This is a genomic window from Streptomyces hainanensis (assembly GCF_004348415.1).
Classification (GTDB): Bacteria; Actinomycetota; Actinomycetes; order Streptomycetales; family Streptomycetaceae; genus Streptomyces; species Streptomyces hainanensis.
Genome location: NZ_SMKI01000152.1, coordinates 1 through 15,421 on the forward strand (window position 1 = coordinate 1; position 15,421 = coordinate 15,421).

At 74.6% G+C, this 15,421-nt stretch carries 17 protein-coding genes; 7 read left to right on the top strand and 10 right to left on the bottom strand.

The features are described 5' to 3' along the window. The 3 genes from E1283_RS15990 to E1283_RS16000 form a co-directional block, all read left to right on the top strand. Positions 1–1,879, top strand: a 1,879-nt coding sequence (locus tag E1283_RS15990) for an ABC transporter ATP-binding protein (RefSeq protein WP_425086182.1), incomplete at its 5' end; no start/stop codon positions are given. Positions 1,880–2,030: 151 nt separating this feature from the next. Beyond that, complete coding sequence (locus E1283_RS15995) at positions 2,031–2,888, top strand: alpha/beta fold hydrolase (RefSeq protein WP_132818710.1); 858 nt, start codon at positions 2,031–2,033, stop codon at positions 2,886–2,888. 88 nt (positions 2,889–2,976) lie between these two features. Further along, positions 2,977–3,636 (top strand): MOSC domain-containing protein, encoded by a 660-nt coding sequence (locus E1283_RS16000; RefSeq protein ID WP_132818711.1) that lies wholly within the window; start codon positions 2,977–2,979, stop codon positions 3,634–3,636. Here the strand turns inward: E1283_RS16000 and E1283_RS16005 are convergent. Both E1283_RS16005 and E1283_RS16010 read right to left on the bottom strand, forming a co-directional pair. Continuing rightward, positions 3,633–4,280, bottom strand: coding sequence for a TetR/AcrR family transcriptional regulator (locus E1283_RS16005; RefSeq protein WP_132818712.1), 648 nt, complete (start codon positions 4,278–4,280; stop codon positions 3,633–3,635). The genes E1283_RS16000 and E1283_RS16005 overlap by 4 nt on opposite strands. An 85-nt stretch (positions 4,281–4,365) precedes the next feature. After that, complete coding sequence (locus E1283_RS16010) at positions 4,366–4,767, bottom strand: NUDIX hydrolase (RefSeq protein WP_132818713.1); 402 nt, start codon at positions 4,765–4,767, stop codon at positions 4,366–4,368. A gap of 66 nt (positions 4,768–4,833) precedes the next feature. Between E1283_RS16010 and E1283_RS16015 the strand changes: the two genes are divergently transcribed. Continuing rightward, a complete protein-coding gene (locus E1283_RS16015; RefSeq protein WP_132818714.1) occupies positions 4,834–5,529 on the top strand; it encodes a nuclease-related domain-containing protein in 696 nt (231 codons plus the stop codon). A 63-nt stretch (positions 5,530–5,592) separates the two neighbouring features. Here the strand turns inward: E1283_RS16015 and E1283_RS16020 are convergent, their stop codons facing one another. Further along, entirely contained in the window at positions 5,593–6,021 is a 429-nt protein-coding gene (locus E1283_RS16020; protein ID WP_132818715.1) for a PPOX class F420-dependent oxidoreductase, read from the bottom strand. 14 nt (positions 6,022–6,035) lie between these two features. Further along, positions 6,036–7,118 (bottom strand): DUF2332 domain-containing protein, encoded by a 1,083-nt coding sequence (locus E1283_RS16025; protein ID WP_132818716.1) that lies wholly within the window; start codon positions 7,116–7,118, stop codon positions 6,036–6,038. Between the two features lie 126 nt (positions 7,119–7,244). On the opposite strand from E1283_RS16025, the gene E1283_RS16030 reads away from it, so the two are divergent. Genes E1283_RS16030 through E1283_RS16040 form a run of 3 tightly spaced genes read left to right on the top strand, consistent with a single transcriptional unit; the run spans position 7,245 to position 9,252 of the window. Next, positions 7,245–8,048, top strand: coding sequence for a hypothetical protein (locus tag E1283_RS16030; protein WP_243744875.1), 804 nt, complete (start codon positions 7,245–7,247; stop codon positions 8,046–8,048). After that, a complete protein-coding gene (locus E1283_RS16035) occupies positions 8,045–8,728 on the top strand; it encodes a ThuA domain-containing protein (protein WP_132818717.1) in 684 nt (227 codons plus the stop codon). The genes E1283_RS16030 and E1283_RS16035 overlap by 4 nt, the downstream gene beginning before the upstream one ends. After that, positions 8,725–9,252: an O-acetyl-ADP-ribose deacetylase gene (locus tag E1283_RS16040; RefSeq protein ID WP_132818718.1), complete on the top strand. Its 528-nt coding sequence runs from the start codon at positions 8,725–8,727 to the stop codon at positions 9,250–9,252. The genes E1283_RS16035 and E1283_RS16040 overlap by 4 nt, the downstream gene beginning before the upstream one ends. Before the next feature lie 5 nt (positions 9,253–9,257). On the opposite strand, the gene E1283_RS16045 is transcribed toward E1283_RS16040, so the two are convergent. The 6 genes from E1283_RS16045 to E1283_RS16070 form a co-directional block, all read right to left on the bottom strand. Continuing rightward, a complete protein-coding gene (locus tag E1283_RS16045) occupies positions 9,258–10,328 on the bottom strand; it encodes a questin oxidase family protein (RefSeq protein WP_132818719.1) in 1,071 nt (356 codons plus the stop codon). Between the two features lie 71 nt (positions 10,329–10,399). Continuing rightward, positions 10,400–10,963, bottom strand: a complete 564-nt coding sequence (locus E1283_RS16050; protein ID WP_132818720.1) for a TIGR03086 family metal-binding protein — start codon at positions 10,961–10,963, stop codon at positions 10,400–10,402. Between the two features lie 53 nt (positions 10,964–11,016). Next, on the bottom strand, positions 11,017–11,679 hold the full coding sequence (locus E1283_RS16055; protein ID WP_243744876.1) for a LutC/YkgG family protein: 663 nt from the start codon (positions 11,677–11,679) through the stop codon (positions 11,017–11,019). Next, positions 11,660–13,111: a lactate utilization protein B gene (locus E1283_RS16060; protein WP_132818724.1), complete on the bottom strand. Its 1,452-nt coding sequence runs from the start codon at positions 13,109–13,111 to the stop codon at positions 11,660–11,662. The genes E1283_RS16055 and E1283_RS16060 overlap by 20 nt, the downstream gene beginning before the upstream one ends. Positions 13,112–13,131: 20 nt before the next feature. Next, positions 13,132–13,884, bottom strand: a complete 753-nt coding sequence (locus E1283_RS16065) for a (Fe-S)-binding protein (RefSeq protein ID WP_132818721.1) — start codon at positions 13,882–13,884, stop codon at positions 13,132–13,134. A gap of 3 nt (positions 13,885–13,887) precedes the next feature. Then, on the bottom strand, positions 13,888–15,315 hold the full coding sequence (locus tag E1283_RS16070; protein ID WP_132818725.1) for a rhamnulokinase: 1,428 nt from the start codon (positions 15,313–15,315) through the stop codon (positions 13,888–13,890). Positions 15,316–15,421: the final 106 nt, after the last annotated feature.

The window sequence follows — 15,421 nt, forward strand, 5'->3', positions numbered from 1 at the left end:
CTCGAGCCCTCCCCGACCCACGAAGGAGCCCATGCCGCACCACGACACCCCGCCCCGGGCGTGGTCCGCCGAGGAGACCGCCCCGCAGGCGCCAGCGCAGCTCCGCCGCATCCTCCGGCTGTTCCGTCCCTACCGCGGCCGCCTCGCCGTCGTCGCCCTGCTGGTCGGCGCCTCCTCGCTGGTCGCCGTCGCCTCGCCCTTCCTGCTGCGCGAGGTGATCGACACCGCGCTGCCCGAGCGGCGCACCGGGCTGCTCGCCCTGCTCGCCGTCGGCATGATCGCCGCCGCCGTGACCAGCAGCATCTTCGGCGTGCTGCAGACGCTGATCTCCACCACCGTCGGGCAGCGGGTCATGCACGACCTGCGCACCGCCGTCTACGGCAAGCTCCAGCAGATGCCGCTGGCGTTCTTCACCAGGACCAGGACCGGCGAGGTGCAGTCCCGCATCGCCAACGACATCGGCGGGATGCAGGCCACCGTCACCTCCACGGCCACCTCGCTCGTCTCCAACCTGACCGCCGTGGTCGCCACCCTGGTGGCGATGCTCGCCCTGGACTGGCGGCTCACGCTGGTCTCGCTCGCGTTGCTGCCCTTCTTCGTCTGGCTGGCCCGCCGGGTCGGCCGGGAGCGCAAGCGGATCACCACCCAGCGCCAGAAGCAGATGGCCGTGATGGCGGCCATGGTCACCGAGTCGCTGTCGGTCAGCGGCGTGCTGCTCGGCCGGACCATGGGCCGGTCGGAGGCGCTGACCAGGGATTTCGCCACCGAGTCCGGGCGCCTGGTCGGGCTCGAGGTCCGGGCCAACATGGCCGGCCGGTGGCGGATGGCCACCATCGGAATGATCATGGCGGCGATCCCCGCCCTGCTCTACTGGTCGGCCGGGGCGATGTACCAGATCGGTGGCGCCCCGCCGTCGATCGGCACCCTGGTGGCCTTCGTGAGCCTCCAGCAGGGGCTGTTGCGCCCGGCCGTCTCGCTGCTGTCGACCGGGGTGGACATCCAGGCGTCGCTGGCGCTCTTCCAGCGGATCTTCGAGTACCTGGACCTGCCGGTGGACATCACCGAGCGCCCCGGCGCCGTGGAGCTGGACCGGCCGCGTGGCGAGGTGCGGTTCGAACGGGTCTCCTTCACCTACGACCCGGCCGCCGAGCCCACCCTGTCGGACATCGACCTGACGGTGCCGGCCGGCGGCTCGCTCGCCATCGTGGGGCCGACCGGGGCGGGCAAGAGCACCCTGGGCTATCTGGTGCCGCGCCTCTACGACGTCACCGAGGGCCGGGTGGCCCTCGACGGCGTCGACGTCCGCGACCTGGGGTTCGCCTCGCTCACCCGGGCCGTCGGCGTCGTCTCGCAGGAGACCTACCTCTTCCACGCCTCGGTCGCCGAGAACCTGCGGTTCGCCAAACCGGGCGCCGATCAGCGGGAGTTGGAGGCCGCCGCGAAGGCCGCCCAGATCCACGACCACATCGCCGCGCTGCCGGACGGCTACGACACGGTGGTCGGCGAGCGCGGCTACCGCTTCTCCGGGGGCGAGAAGCAGCGGCTCGCCATCGCGCGCACCATCCTGCGCGATCCGCCGGTGCTCGTGCTGGACGAGGCCACCAGCGCCCTGGACACCCGTACCGAGTTGGCCGTGCAGCGGGCGATCGACGCCCTCTCGGCCGGGCGGACCACGATCACCATCGCCCACCGGCTCTCCACCATCAGGGACGCCGACCAGATCGTGGTGCTGGACGGCGGCCGGATCGCCGAGCGCGGCACCCACGCCGAGCTGCTGGCGCTCGGTGGTCGGTACGCCGAGCTGGTGCGGCGGGACTCCGAGGTCCGCGCGGCGGACGAGGAGCCGGACCGGCAGGCCGTGGAGGCCGCCAACTCGTAGGGCGCGGAACGACGTCCGGGTCGGCCGAGTGGTCCGGCCGGACCCGGGGTCGGCCGGCGGACGGCGTCGCACTCCCGGAAGAAAACTGTCCGAACGATCGTGCTAACATCCTGGCGTCGAACCACGCACCAGCCCACCGAGGGGGCCCGAGATGCGACTCAGGACCGCGCTGATCCGCACCACGCTCAACACCACAGGACTACTGGCCCCCGACCTGGCCGGGCGCTGGGCGCTCGACCTCTGGCGGTACCCCCGCACCCGGGTCGCCGTGCGACCGGCCGAGGAGCCCATGCTGCGCCGGGCCACCCGCGACCGGGTGACGGTCGCCGGCAAGGAGACCGTGGTCTACGCCTGGGGCGACGGCCGGCGGCCCGTGCTCCTGACGCACGGCTGGCTCTCCCGCGCCTCCCGCCTCACCCCGCTCGCCGAGGCCCTGCTGGAGGCCGGGTACAGCCCCGTGACCTACGACGCGCCCGGCTGCGGCGAGTCCGAGGGCCGCGAGACCTCGATCCTGGAGTACCGGGAACTGGCCCGGCTGCTGCACGCCGAGCACGGCCGCTTCGCCGCCGCCGTCGGGCACTCGGTCGGCGGCCTCTCGCTCTTCTTCGCCCTCCGTGACGAGGTCAAGGCCGACCGGCTGGTGTCGGTCGCCGCGCCCGCCGAGTTCGACTACCTGATCGACAGCTTCTGCGCCTCGCTCGGGCTGAGCGACCGGTTCAAGCCCCGGCTCAGGCGGGGCGTCGAGCGACAGGTCTTCCCCGGCGAGTCCGACATCTGGCGCCGCTTCTCCGCCACCCACCGGCCCGGCGAGCTGACCATGCCGATGCTGCTGGTGCACGACTCGGGGGACGACATGATCGACATCGGGCAGTCCCGCCTGGTCGTCGACGCCTACCCGGGGCAGGCCCGGCTGATGGTCACCCGGGGGCTCGGCCACCGCCGGATCGTCTCCGACCCCGACGTCGTCCGGGCCGTCGTCGACTTCGTCGCGGCCGACCGGGCCGAGTGACCTCCGGCCGGGCAACCGGAGGACCGATACCAGGGGTTGGCGCGGAAACGAGTCGCGCCGGCGGGCGGAGGTCCGTACCGTCGCGCGCATGCAGCTGCTCTCCGTCAATGTCGGCAGGCCTCGACCCAACCCCTGGAAGGGACTCGACGCGACAGGCATCGACAAGGGGCCCGTCACCGGTCCGGTCGCCGTCGTCGCCCCCGGCCCCAAGGGCACCGGCGAGGTCGGTCTCGCGGGCGACCGCGTCCACGACGTCAAGCACCACGGCGGTCCCGACCAGGCCGTCTACGCCTACGGCCGCGAGGATCTCGACGGATGGGAGGCGGAGCTGGGCAGGCCGCTCGCCAACGGCGTCTTCGGGGAGAACCTCACGACGCTCGGCCTCGACGTCAACGGCGCCCTGATCGGCGAGCGTTGGCGCATCGGCCCGGACGTGGTCCTGGAGGTGTCGTGCGCGAGGATCCCCTGCGCGACGTTCCAGGGATGGCTGGAGCGGGAGGGCTGGATCAGGCGGTTCACCCGGGCCGCGGTGCCCGGCGCCTACCTGCGCGTGATCGAGCCGGGGGACATCCGGGCCTCCGACCCCGTCGAGATCGCGCACCGGCCCGACCACGACGTGACCGTCGCCCTCGTCTTCCGCGCCATGACACTCGAGCCGGCCCTGCTGCCACGGCTGCTGGTCGCCGACGCGTTGCCCGGGGAGACCAGGGAACGGGCGCGCAGGCGCGCCCACCCGGACGGGGCCTAGCGCCGCAGGGCGTCGACCAGCGCCGGGTCCGTCGCCGCGGCCCTGAGCCGCGCCTCGACGCCCGCCGCCGCCCGGTCGTAGCTCCGGTCGTCGCGGTGGAGCGCCGAGTCCGCGTTGGCCATCTCCAGCAGCGCCATGAACTCGAACGCCAACTGGTCGGCGTTCGTGTCGGCCCGCAGCGCGCCGGCCACCCTGGCCTCCTCGACGATCCCCGTCACGTGGTCGCACCACTCGACGCGCGCCGCCGCGACCGCGTCCCGCACCGGCCCGCTGCGGGCACCGAACTCCGCCGCGACGGTGGTGAAGAAGCAGCCGCCGGAGAAGACCCGGGTCCGCGAGTACTCCAGGTACGCCGCGCACAGCCGCCAGATCCGGCCGACCCCCGGCGGGACGGCGGCCGCCGGCCGGGCCACCCGGTCCGCGAACACGGCGCGCGCCGCGCGGACCGTGGCCAGCTGCAGCTCCTCCTTGGAGCCGAACAGCGCGAAGACCCCGCTCTTGCTCAGCCCCAGCTCGGTGGCGATCCGCCCGATCGACAGGCCCTCGAGCCCCTCGACCGACGCGATGTCCATGGTCCGCCCGAGCACCAGCCGGCGCGTCTGGTTTCCGCGCTCCACCCGCCCATCGGTCCGTGTTCCGGCCACCGCGCCGCCCTTCGTTCGTCGGCCCCCATCGTACGGAAGCAACCCGTCACGGTGGGGCCCGCGAACGTGACTCACCGCCCGGCGCTCACCACACCTCGCCCCGCTCGGCCAGCAGGTCGAACACCTCGTGGTCCACCACCGCCGTGCGGTGCTTCTCCGCGAGCCCGAACCAGGCGATCTCCTCGATCTCGCTGCTCGCCGCCAGCGTGCCCCGGTACGCGCCCGTGTAGCACGCCATCCGCACCCGGGTGCCCTCCGGTTGCCCGTGCGCCGCGCCGGTCCAGGTGCCCAGGTGCGCGACCGTCTCCGGAAGCAGCGCCACCGTCAGCTCCTCGCGCACCTCGCGCACCAGCGCCTCGAGGTCGCTCTCGCCCGGGTCCCGCTTGCCACCCGGGATGTAGAAAACGTCCCTCCCCCGGGACCGGGCCGTGAGGACCCTTCCCTCCGCCAGGTGCACCCATGCCACGGTGTCGATCAGCCGCGTCACTGCCGCTCTCCTCCCGATTCCGCCGCCGGAGATGACCTTCGGTCTCCGGGCCTGGACGATGGTGTCATGGGCGGTGGCGAACGAGGCAACGGGATGCCGCCGGCGCCCGACGACCGACCGACGGGCGGCGGCCCGCTGTGGCTGCACCCGGACGACGACCTGGCCCCGAACCGGCCGGGGGAGATCCTGTACGGCCGGGTGGCCGCGCTGCCCGCCGGCCGGGTCCGGCTCGCCCTCGACCGGCTGCTCGGCCGGGCCGCGGCCCGGGACGCGCTTCTCGCCGAACTGCGTGGCGAGGAGCTGGTCGGCGCCCGTCTCGACGACCTCGCCGGCGCGGGGTGGCGCGTCCTGCACTCGATCCCGTTGCCCGGCGCCGCCACCATCCCGCACCTGGCCATCGGACCCGCCGGGGTGCTCGGCCTCCGCCCCGTGCTGCACCACGGCGCCCGGCTGACCGTCGACGAGGAGGAGGTGCGGACCGACGGCGGACGCGCCGAGCCCCACGTCCGGCGGTGCCGCCGAGACGCCCGGCGCGCGGCCCACGCGCTCTCGCTCGCCGCCGGCTTCCGGGTGCCGGTCCGACCGGTGCTGGTGCCCGTGGCCGCGGCGGCGGTCAGCGTGGCGGCCGGGCTGCGGGACGTCGAGGTGCTGCCCGACGCCGCGCTCGACGGACTGGCGCGGCTCGGCGGGGCGCTCGCGCCGGACGCCGTCGAGATCCTCTACGGCCTGGCCCGCGACCGCCGCACCTGGCTGCACGGCTGACGGCCGCGCGTCGGCCGCCCGCCGTCGTCGGCCGCCGTCGTCAGCCGCCGGTTCCGCCCGGGCTCAGTCGGCCAACGCGGAGTAGGCGACGACCTTCTCGATCCGCAGCCGCACCAACAGTTCGCCGGGTACCGCGTTCCGCGCCCCCAGCCGCTCTCCCTCGTCCTCGCCCATGTAGCGCCCGCCGATCCTGGTCGCCCAGGTCAGCAGTTCGGCGGGATCCTCGCTCAGGGTGGCGCGGCCGTGGATCACCACGAAGGCGAAGGGCGGCGTCTCGTCGTCCACGCAGAGCGCCGCCCGGCCGTCCCTGGCCAGGTTGCGGCCCTTCACGGTGTTCGCGCCGGTGTTCAGCACGACGTCGTCGCCGTCCAGCAGGAACCACACCGGGGCGAGGTGCGGGGAACCGTCGGCCCGCACCGTGGCGAGCTTGGCGGTCCTGGTGCCCGCGGAAACGAACGCCCGCCACTCGGGCTCGCTCATCGTCTGTGCCATGACCCCATCGTGCGTCAGCGTTCCCGGTCCGGCCAGCGGGCGGGCAGCCCGTGCGGCATGGCGCTCGCCAGCAGCCGCTCGGGCCCGGCGTCGACGCGTGCCGAGAGCCAGAAACCGGGCTGGCCCGCCACCACGCGCGGTTCGAAGGCCAGGTGGGCGAAACCGGCGTCGGGGGTCGCCGCGGCCGCGAGTCGGTCCAGCTCCCGCTCCACCCTGGCCCACTCGTCCGCCGGCACGTACTGGCGCATCACCGAGTGCCAGAGCACGGTCACCGTGCCCGGCTCCAGCTCCACCTCCGCCAGGAAGTCGGCGGCACCCGCCGCCTCGACCGTGGCCGGCACCTTCGCCGCGATCCGCAGCGCACCCTCCAGCCGCCGCGTCCGGTCCACCTGGTCGGGCCACACGTAGGCGCGCAGCGCCAGCGCGCCCTCAGTGGACAGCGGGTCGATCGGCGTCAGATCGCAGCCGCGCCGTTCCACGATCCGCAGCGCCTGGTGCCGCTCGGCGCCCGCCAGCAGCCAGCCGGGCACGCACCCCTCCCAGGTGTCGCCGAGCCGCACCGGCGAGTCCGCGGGCCCCCAGGAGAAGCCTTCGGCGGTGTACCGGAACTGCTCGGCACGCAGGTTGAGCCCGGCGCTCGAGCCCAGCTCGAACAGCCGGATGGGGCGCTGCGCCGCGGGCACCGTGTACAGCAGCCCGGCGAGCAGCAATGTGGCGCGGCCGACCTCGTTGGTCTGGGGCGGCCGGCGCAGCCACTCCCGCAGCCACATCCGCTCCCCGGCCACCACGGAGCGGAAGGCCGCCCAGACGCTGTCCGCCGCGTCGGGGGTGAACTCCCCGCCCGCGCTCGGGTAGTACGCCGCGAGCTCCGGCGCGCGCCCGGTCAGCACCAGCGCGTGCACGCCCCCCACCAACCGCAGCGGCAGCGCGTCGCCGTCACCGGCCCCCTCGTACCCCGTCACGGCGTCCACACAGGGCCCGCCGTCCTCGACGTCCCGAGCCGCCCGCTCCAGCACCGCCGCGTACAGCGGCGAGCCCAGCCGGGCACACTCGCCGGCCTGTCGGGCGAACAGCCGAGCAACGTGTTCACGGGGCATAGGTACTCCTCACTGCGGTACGCCCAAGATCATGGGGCCCGACGGGGGCGAAGCGGAAGACCCACCGGTGAATATGCCCTGGGATAATCGGTTGCCTGATACTCCGTGCCCGGATTGGCTGTGATCATGGCCCCTTCATCCGCGGAATCAGCCACGGACCGCGAGTTCGTCGCCCTGCTGGAGACCATCCAAAGGGACCCGGCCGTGGCGGGGGCGGTGCTCACCGGCTCCAAGGCGCGCGACGGCATGTCGACCCGCTGGTCCGACCACGACGTCTTCGTGATCGCGCACGACGGCCGGGGAACCGACATCGGCGACCGGCGCACCGCGACCCTGGACGTGGTGGCGATGGGTATGGCCGAATTTCGCCGTCATGCCCTCCCCGGCTCGGGCAGCGAGTGGAACCGCTACGCGTTCGTGGGCGCCCGGGTCGTCCACGACACCCCGGAGGGGCTGATCGCCGAACTGGTCGCCCGCAAGACGACGCTCACCCCCGAGGAGGCCGACTCCCTGGCCGCCGGTCACCTCGACGCCTTCGTCAACTCCGCCTACCGGGCGCTGAAGAACCACCGCGACGGGCACCCGCTCGCCGGCCACCTGGACGCCGCGGAGGCCGCGCCGCCGCTGCTCACCCACGTCTTCGCCCTGGAGCGCCGGGTCAGGCCCTACAACAAGTACCTCGCGTGGGAGTTGGCCCAGCGCCCCCTCGCCGCCCCGGCCTGGCGCGAGGACCGGCTGTCCGGTCTCCTCGGCGAACTCGTCGCCCACGGCCGCCCCGACACCCTGCGGCGGCTCTTCACCGACGTCGAACCGCTGGCCCGCGCCGCGGGACACGGCCCCGTCCTCGACGCCTGGGGCGACGACCTGCTTCTGCTGCGCGGCACGGCGGAGCCCGGCCCGGAGGCCGACTCCTACCATGAACTCCCATGAGCCCACCGCAGATCCTGCTCTTCACCAGGACCACCGGCTTCCGCCACGACTCCATCCCGGCCGGCGTCGCGGCGTTCCGCGAGCTCGGAGCCGCCCACGGCTTCGCCGTCACGGCCACCGAGGATCCGGCCGAGCTGGCCGCCCGGCTGCCGGACAGCCGGGCCGTGGTGTTCCTGTCCACCAGCGGTGACGCGCTGACCGAACCGTCCCGCGCCGCGCTGCGCGCCCACCTGGCCGCCGGTGGCGGCTTCGTCGGCGTACACGGCGCCGCCACCACCGAGTACGGCTGGCCCTGGTTCGGCGACTCGGTGGTCGGCGCCGTCTTCGACGGCCACCCCGCGCTGCAACCCGGCGTCGTCACCGTGGAGGACCACGACCACCCCGCCACCGCGCATCTCGGCGACCGCTGGGAGTTCACGGACGAGTGGTACGACTTCACCGCCAACCCGCGCGGCCGGGTGCGGGTGCTGGCCAGCGCCGACGAGAGCACGTACGACGGCGGGCGGATGGGCGCCGACCACCCGCTCGTCTGGTGCCACGAGCGCGCCGGCGGCCGCTCCTTCTACACCGCCCTCGGGCACACCGACGAGTCGTTCGCCGCCCCGGTGTTCCGCCGCCATCTGCTCGGCGGGCTCGGCTGGGCGGCCCGGCTGCCGGAACCGCCGGAACGGTCGGCGTGACCGGCGGTCCGGCCCTCACCCGGGTGCTCGGCGACCTCACGGAACAGCGGGTGGACGCGATCGTCAACGCCGCCAACTCCTCGCTGCTCGGCGGCGGCGGGGTGGACGGCGCCGTCCACCGCCGCGGGGGTCCCGAGATCCTCGCCGAATGCCGGCGGCTGCGCGCCGGCCGCTACGGCCGCGGCCTGCCCACCGGCCAGGCGGTGGCCACCACCGCCGGCCGGCTGCCGGCGCGCTGGGTGATCCACACCGTCGGGCCCGTCCACTCGGGCACCGAGGACCGCTCGGAGCAACTGGCCTCCTGCTACCGGGAGTCACTGCGGATCGCCGCCGAACTCGGCGCGGCCACCATCGCCTTCCCCGCGGTCTCCACGGGCGTCTACCGCTGGCCGCTCGCCGACGCGGCCCGGATCGCGGTCGACGCCGTCACCGGGTCCGCCGCGCTCGGCGACTTCGCCGAGCTGCGGTTCGTCCTCTTCGACGAGCCCGCCTACCGGGCCTTCGGCGCGGCGCTCGACGGCTGACGTCCTCAGTCCAGGGGATCGATCAGCTCGATGGCCCGCACCCCGGCCCGCAGCGCCAGCGGATCCGCCGGGTGCGCGGCCGCCACGTCAAGCGCGGTGTCCACCAGCTTGATGGCGTGCTCGTCACCGTGGGCCGCCGCCCGCTCGAACAGTTCGGCCGGGTCCGAGCTCCTCGTGCCGGCGGGCGCCGTCGGGCCGGACGGCGGGCCGTAGGCGGCCACCACGCCGGCGCTCGCCTGCCAGGCGGCCGCCAGGCTGGCCGGCCACAGCTCGGGCGGCAGCGCCGGCAGGGCCCGCAGCACCGCGTTGGGCGCCGTCGCGGCGTGCACCAGCATCACCGGCGAGCCGTGCGCGTGGGAGGCGTAGTAGCCGATGGCCGCCCGCACCAGCCCGCCGAGCCGCTCCGCGACCGCCGCCGGCTCGACCGCCGCCGGCTCGACCGCCGCCGGCTCGACCGCCGCCGGGGCGGCCCAGGCGGGGAGCCGGTCGATCTGCGCCAGCCGGGCGGTGATGCCACCCGACTGGTCCGCCACCAGCGGCACCGCGCGCAGCGCCGCGTCGGCCGATCCGGGCGCGGCCAGGGACGTGATGCCGGCCGGCAACGGCTGGAACCTGGCAGCCCAGTAGCCGAGGCCGTGCGCCAGCTCGGCCAGCCGCGGCCCCGTCTCGCCCTCGCCGAGCAGCACCCGCACCGCGTGCCCCACCCGGATCACCGGATGGGTGGCGGAGGCCGTGATGCCGGGCAGCAGCCGCGGCCACCACTCCGCCAGCACCGCCCGCCACGGCCGCTCGGCCAGCAGCACCCCGAAGTACTCGGTCCAGTCCGTGAGATGGCGCGGATCCCCCAGCGCGGCCTGCCAGTTGTCGGCCGTGATCCGCCCGAACCCGGTCGGCCGGTCCTCCAGCCGCGTCCGGTAGGCGTCCACCCAACGATGCACGCGGGCCTCCTGCCCGTGCCGGGCCAGGGCCTCCACCGCCATCGGGCCGTGGTTGCTCAGCCACCCCTCGAACTCGGGGCCCGAGGCGTGCAGTCTGGTCAGTGCCTCGTCCAGCGTTCCCGCCGCGTTGGTCTCCATGCCGACGACGCTATGCCGGCCCGCTCGGCCCGGTAACGGCCAGGAGACCGAGACCCCCCGGACTGTTGGCCCTAAGGCCGACGGCCGAGCAGGGCCACCAACCGGTCCTGGAGCGGAGCCGAGTCCGCCACCGACACCGGGGGGTCGAAGACCCCGAAGCTCTGCCAGCCGTCGATCTGCGGTTCGACGTACTCGTAGCCCATGCCCACCAGGTCCGCGTCGAGCCGCTCGTCGGCGCCGATGCCGCGGGCCAGGTCCCAGGCGTGCACCGTCAGGTCGAGCGTCATCTGCCGCAGGTACTCGTCGGCGGGCGTGAGCCCCCCGCTGGTGTGCACCGGGGAGTCGAGGACGCCCGACCGGTGCGCCGCCTCGCGGGAGGTGGCCGAGGCGCCCTCCCAGGCGCCCACCGGGTCGTCCCCCAGCACGTCGCCGTCGAACCGGTCGCCCACCTCGGAGAGCGTGGCCCCGCGCAGCATCCAGGGCGCCCACAGGTGCTCGCCGGTCAGGTGGTTCACCAGATCCCGCACCGACCACTCGGCGCAGGGCGTCGGCGACGACCACTGCCGACTCCCCACCTCGTGCACCCGCTGGTCGAACTCGTCCATCGCCCGGTCGAAGCCGTCGAGCAGTTCCATAGCCCATCCCATCCGAAGTGGTCAGGTCAGAGACGCGTTGGATCAGGCATCCGTCAGATGTGGACCAGAATCACCTCAAGCGTACGCGGGCCGTGTACGCCCTCCACCCGGTTCAGTTCGATGTCGCTGGTCGCGGAGGGCCCCGAGATCCAGGTCCCCGGGCGGGCCGGATCGAGCCGCGGCAGCGCCTGCGGCAACGAGTCCACGACCTGCTCCGGCGCCCGGATGACGCAGACGTGGTGGTCCGGGACCAGGGTGATCCGGCGCCGCCCCTGGTCGGGGCCGCCGTCCAGGACGATCGTGCCGGTCTCCGCGACGGCCAGCGCGCAGCCGGTCAGGACGCTGTCCGCCGCGTCCAGGTCGGACGGGGAGTCCGTCGCCGAGTCGACACGGACCGCGATCCCGGGATCACCCGGGGCACCCACGACCGCACTGAGCCATTCGGGGGGCAGCCCGGGCGGCACCACCAGGGTCCGGGTGCCGCGCTCGGCCAGCCGGTCGGCGATCAGCGCGGGCAGCCCCGCCGGGTCCGCGTGGTGCACCACGGCGCGGTAGTCGGCCAGGTTCTCGGCGAGCGTCCGCACCGGGTCGGCGGGGGAGTGCGTCGTCAGGTAGTCACGCGGGACCGGCACGTCCGCCGGCCCCTCCTCGGCCGGCACGTCCACCAGGGCGCGGCGGACCCGGGCGAGGATCAGGTCACGGCTGTCGGTCGTCACGGTTCCTCGTCCACCAATCGCGGAAGCTCTGCTCGGGAAACGTCGGGAGGTCACGGCTCGCCGTCCACGCCCGGCCGGGGCCCGGCAGCCGACGCGGATGGAGCCGCCGGGTCGCGGCCCCCAACCGCTGCGCGGCGCGCAGCGCGCCAGGCCGGTCGAACGCCCACGCCGCGGCCCGCATCGCGGCACGCTCGGCGGCGTGCCCGCGGGCCGGCCGGATCCTGACCGGGGTGCCGCGCCGGGAGACGGCCCCACCGTTGGCGGCCCGCTCGCGCAGGTGGACCAGCACGTCCGGGATGTCGATGGCCACCGGGCAGACCTCGTAGCAGGCCCCGCACAGCGACGAGGCGTACGGCAGCGACGCCGCCAACTCGTCCTCCATGCCCTGGAGCTGCGGGGTCAGGATGGCACCGATGGGGCCCGGGTAGACCGAGCCGTAGGCGTGGCCGCCGGTCCGCTCGTAGACCGGGCACACGTTCAGACAGGCCGAACAGCGGATGCAGCGCAGCGCCTGCCGCCCGACGGTGTCGGCCAGCGTGTCGCTGCGCCCGTTGTCCAGCAGCACCAGATGGAAGGCGCGCGGCCCGTCGCCCTCGGTGGTTCCGGTCCACAGCGAGGTGTACGGGTTCATCCGCTCGGCCGTCGACGAGCGGGGGAGCAACTGGAGGAACACCTCGAGGTCGCGCCAGGTCGGCACGATCTTCTCGATGCCCACCACCGAGATCAGGGTCTCCGGCAGCGTCAGGCACATCCGCCCGTTGCCCTCGGACTCCACCACCGCGAGCGTGCCCGTCTCGGCCACCACGAAGTTGGCCCCGGAGACCGCCACCCTCGCCCGCAGGAACTTCTCCCGCAGGTGCAGCCGGGCCGCCTCGGCCAGCTCCGCCGGCTCGTCGGTGAGACCGTCGGGCGCCGGCCGGCCCCAGGTCGCCATCCGGTCCGCGAAGATCTCCCGGATCTCGCCGCGGTTGCGGTGGATCGCCGGCACCAGGATGTGCGAGGGCCGGTCATCGCCCAACTGCACGATCAGCTCGGCCAGATCCGTCTCGTACGCGGTGATGCCCGCCTCGGCGAGCGCCTCGTTGAGGCCGATCTCCTGGGTGGCCATCGACTTCACCTTGACCACCTCGCGCTCGCCGGTCTCCCGCACCAGGTCGGTGACGATCCGGTTCGCCTCGGCCGCGTCGGCGGCCCAGTGCACCACGCCCCCGGCCGCGGTGACCCGTTCCTCCACCTGGAGCAGGTAGTGGTCCAGGTGCCGCAGGGTGCGCTCCTTGATCGCCGCCCCGGCCGCGCGCAGCGCCGCCCAGTCCGACAACTCGGCCACCGCCGCCGCCCGGCGCGCCCTGATGGTGCCGGTGGCGTGCCGCAGGTTCCCCCGCAGCACCTCGTCCCGCACCGCCGCCTCGGCCGCCTCGGGGAAGGCCGGCATCCCCACGTACACGCCGCCGTTCACCAGATCTCCTCCTCCGTGCTGGCCAGGATCTCCGCGATGTGCACGGGACGAACGGCCGCGCCCATCCGCGACAGCGTGCCACCGATGTGCATCTGACACGAGTTGTCCACCGTGCACACCGCCGACGCGCCCGTCTCCACGACGGCCCGCGCCTTGTCCGCCCCCATCGCGGCCGACACCGCCGCGTTCTTCACCGCGAACGTGCCGCCGAACCCGCAGCACTCCTCGGCCCCGGGCAGCTCCACCAGTTCGAGCCCCCGCACCGCGCGCAGCAGCCGGTAGGGGCGCTCCCCGAGCCCCAACATCCGCAGGCCGTGGCACGTCGGATGGTAGGTCACCCGGTGCGGATAGTAGGCGCCGACGTCCGTCACGCCCAGCACGTCCACCAGGAACTCCGTCAGCTCCAGCGTCCGCGGCACCACCGAGTCCGCCACCCTGGCCAGCGCCTCGCCGCGCCCCTCGGCCCGGGCCCGCGACCCCACCCGGGGGTAGTTCTCCCGGACCATCGCCGTGCACGAACCCGACGGCGTCACCACGTAGTCGAAGCCCTCGAAGACCCGTCCGAACCGCGCCACCAGCGGCTCGGCCTCCCGCCGGTACCCGGTGTTGAACTGCGCCTGGCCACAGCACGACTGCCCCAGCGGGAACTCCACCGTCACCCCGAGGCGTTCCAGCAACGCCACCACCGCGCGCCCCGTCCTGGGGTACAGCGTGTCGTTCACACACGTCACGAACAGCGCGACCCGCATCCCTCAACTCCTCTCCCGGTCGCCGAAGCGCGCGGCCGCCTCGGCCCACGCCGCCCCGTCACCCGAGGGCGTATGGTGCCGCAACGGCTGCGTCCCGCGCAGCAGTGCCCGCAGTTCGGCGAGCCCGCCGCGCACCGCGCCCGCCGCCCGCGCCTGCACCAGCACGTTGCCCAACGCCGCCGCCTCCGCGGGGCCGGCCACCACCGGCAGCCCGCAGGCGTCGGCCGTCAGCTGGCACAGCAGTTCGTTGTGCGCGCCGCCGCCCACCACGTGCACCGTGTCCACCGCGAGCCCGGACAGCCGCTGGGCGTCGAACACCGCGGCCCGGTGCGCGAGCGCCAGCGAGTCCAGCACACAGCGCGCCGTCTCCGCCCGGTCCCGCGGCTCCGGCTGCCCCGTACGCCGGCAGGCGGCCGCGATCCGCTCGGGCATCCGGCCGGGCGCGATGAACGCCGGATCCCCCGCGTCCACCACCGACCGCAGCGGCGTCGCCCGCCCGGCGGCCGCCAGCAGCGGCCCGAGCTCCGCGGGCCCGCCGTCCGACGACCACTCCCGCAGGCACTCCTGGAGCAGCCAGAGCCCCATGATGTTGCGCAGGTAGCGGACCGTGCCGTCCACCCCCAACTCGTTGGTGAAGTTGGCCCGCCGGCTCTCCTCGCCCAGCACCGGCGCGTCCAGCTCCACCCCGGCCAGCGACCAGGTCCCGGTGGCGATGTAGGCGAACCGGCCGCCGGCCGCCGGCACCCCGGCCACCGCCGAGGCGGTGTCGTGCGAGCCGACCGCGGTCACCGGCACGGGGCCGGCGAGCCCCGTCTCCGCCAGCACCTCGGGCAGCAGCCGGCCCGCCGGATCGCCCGGCCGGCGCAACGGCGGGAAGAGCCCCAGGTCCACGCCCAGCGCGTCGGCCACCCGGGACGACCAGTCCCGGGTACGCGGATCGACCAGCTGGGTGGTGGAGGCGTTGGTCAGCTCGGTGCCCTGCTCCCCGGTCAACCAGTAGGCCAGCAGATCCGGGATCAGCAACAGCCGCCGTGCAGCCGCCAGTTGAGGGCTGCCCTGGGCGGCGGCCAGCTGGTACACCGTGTTGAACGGCAGGTGCTGCAACCCCGTGGCGGCGTACAGCTCCTCCGGCGGCAGCAGCTCCGCCACCCGCTCCGCCGCCCCGTCCGTGCGCGCGTCCCGGTAGTGCACCGGATTGCCGAGCAGCGCGCCCGACGCGTCGAGCAGGCCGTAGTCCACCGCCCACGAGTCGATCCCGACCCCGGCGAGCCGGCCGCCCGCCGCGCGCCCGGCCGCCCGCAGCCCGTCCAACACCCCCTGGTACAGCGCCAGGATGTCCCAGTGCAGCGTCCCGCCCGCCCGCACCGGCCGATTGGGGAAGCGGTGCACCTCGCGCAGCGAGAGACCGCCGTCGGCCAGCGAGCCCAGCATCACCCGCCCGCTCGACGCGCCGAGGTCCACCGCGGCGAACGGCGGGTCGGCGCGCCCGGGGGCGGAGCCTGGAACGGAGTCGGACACGGGGCAACACCTCGGCAGG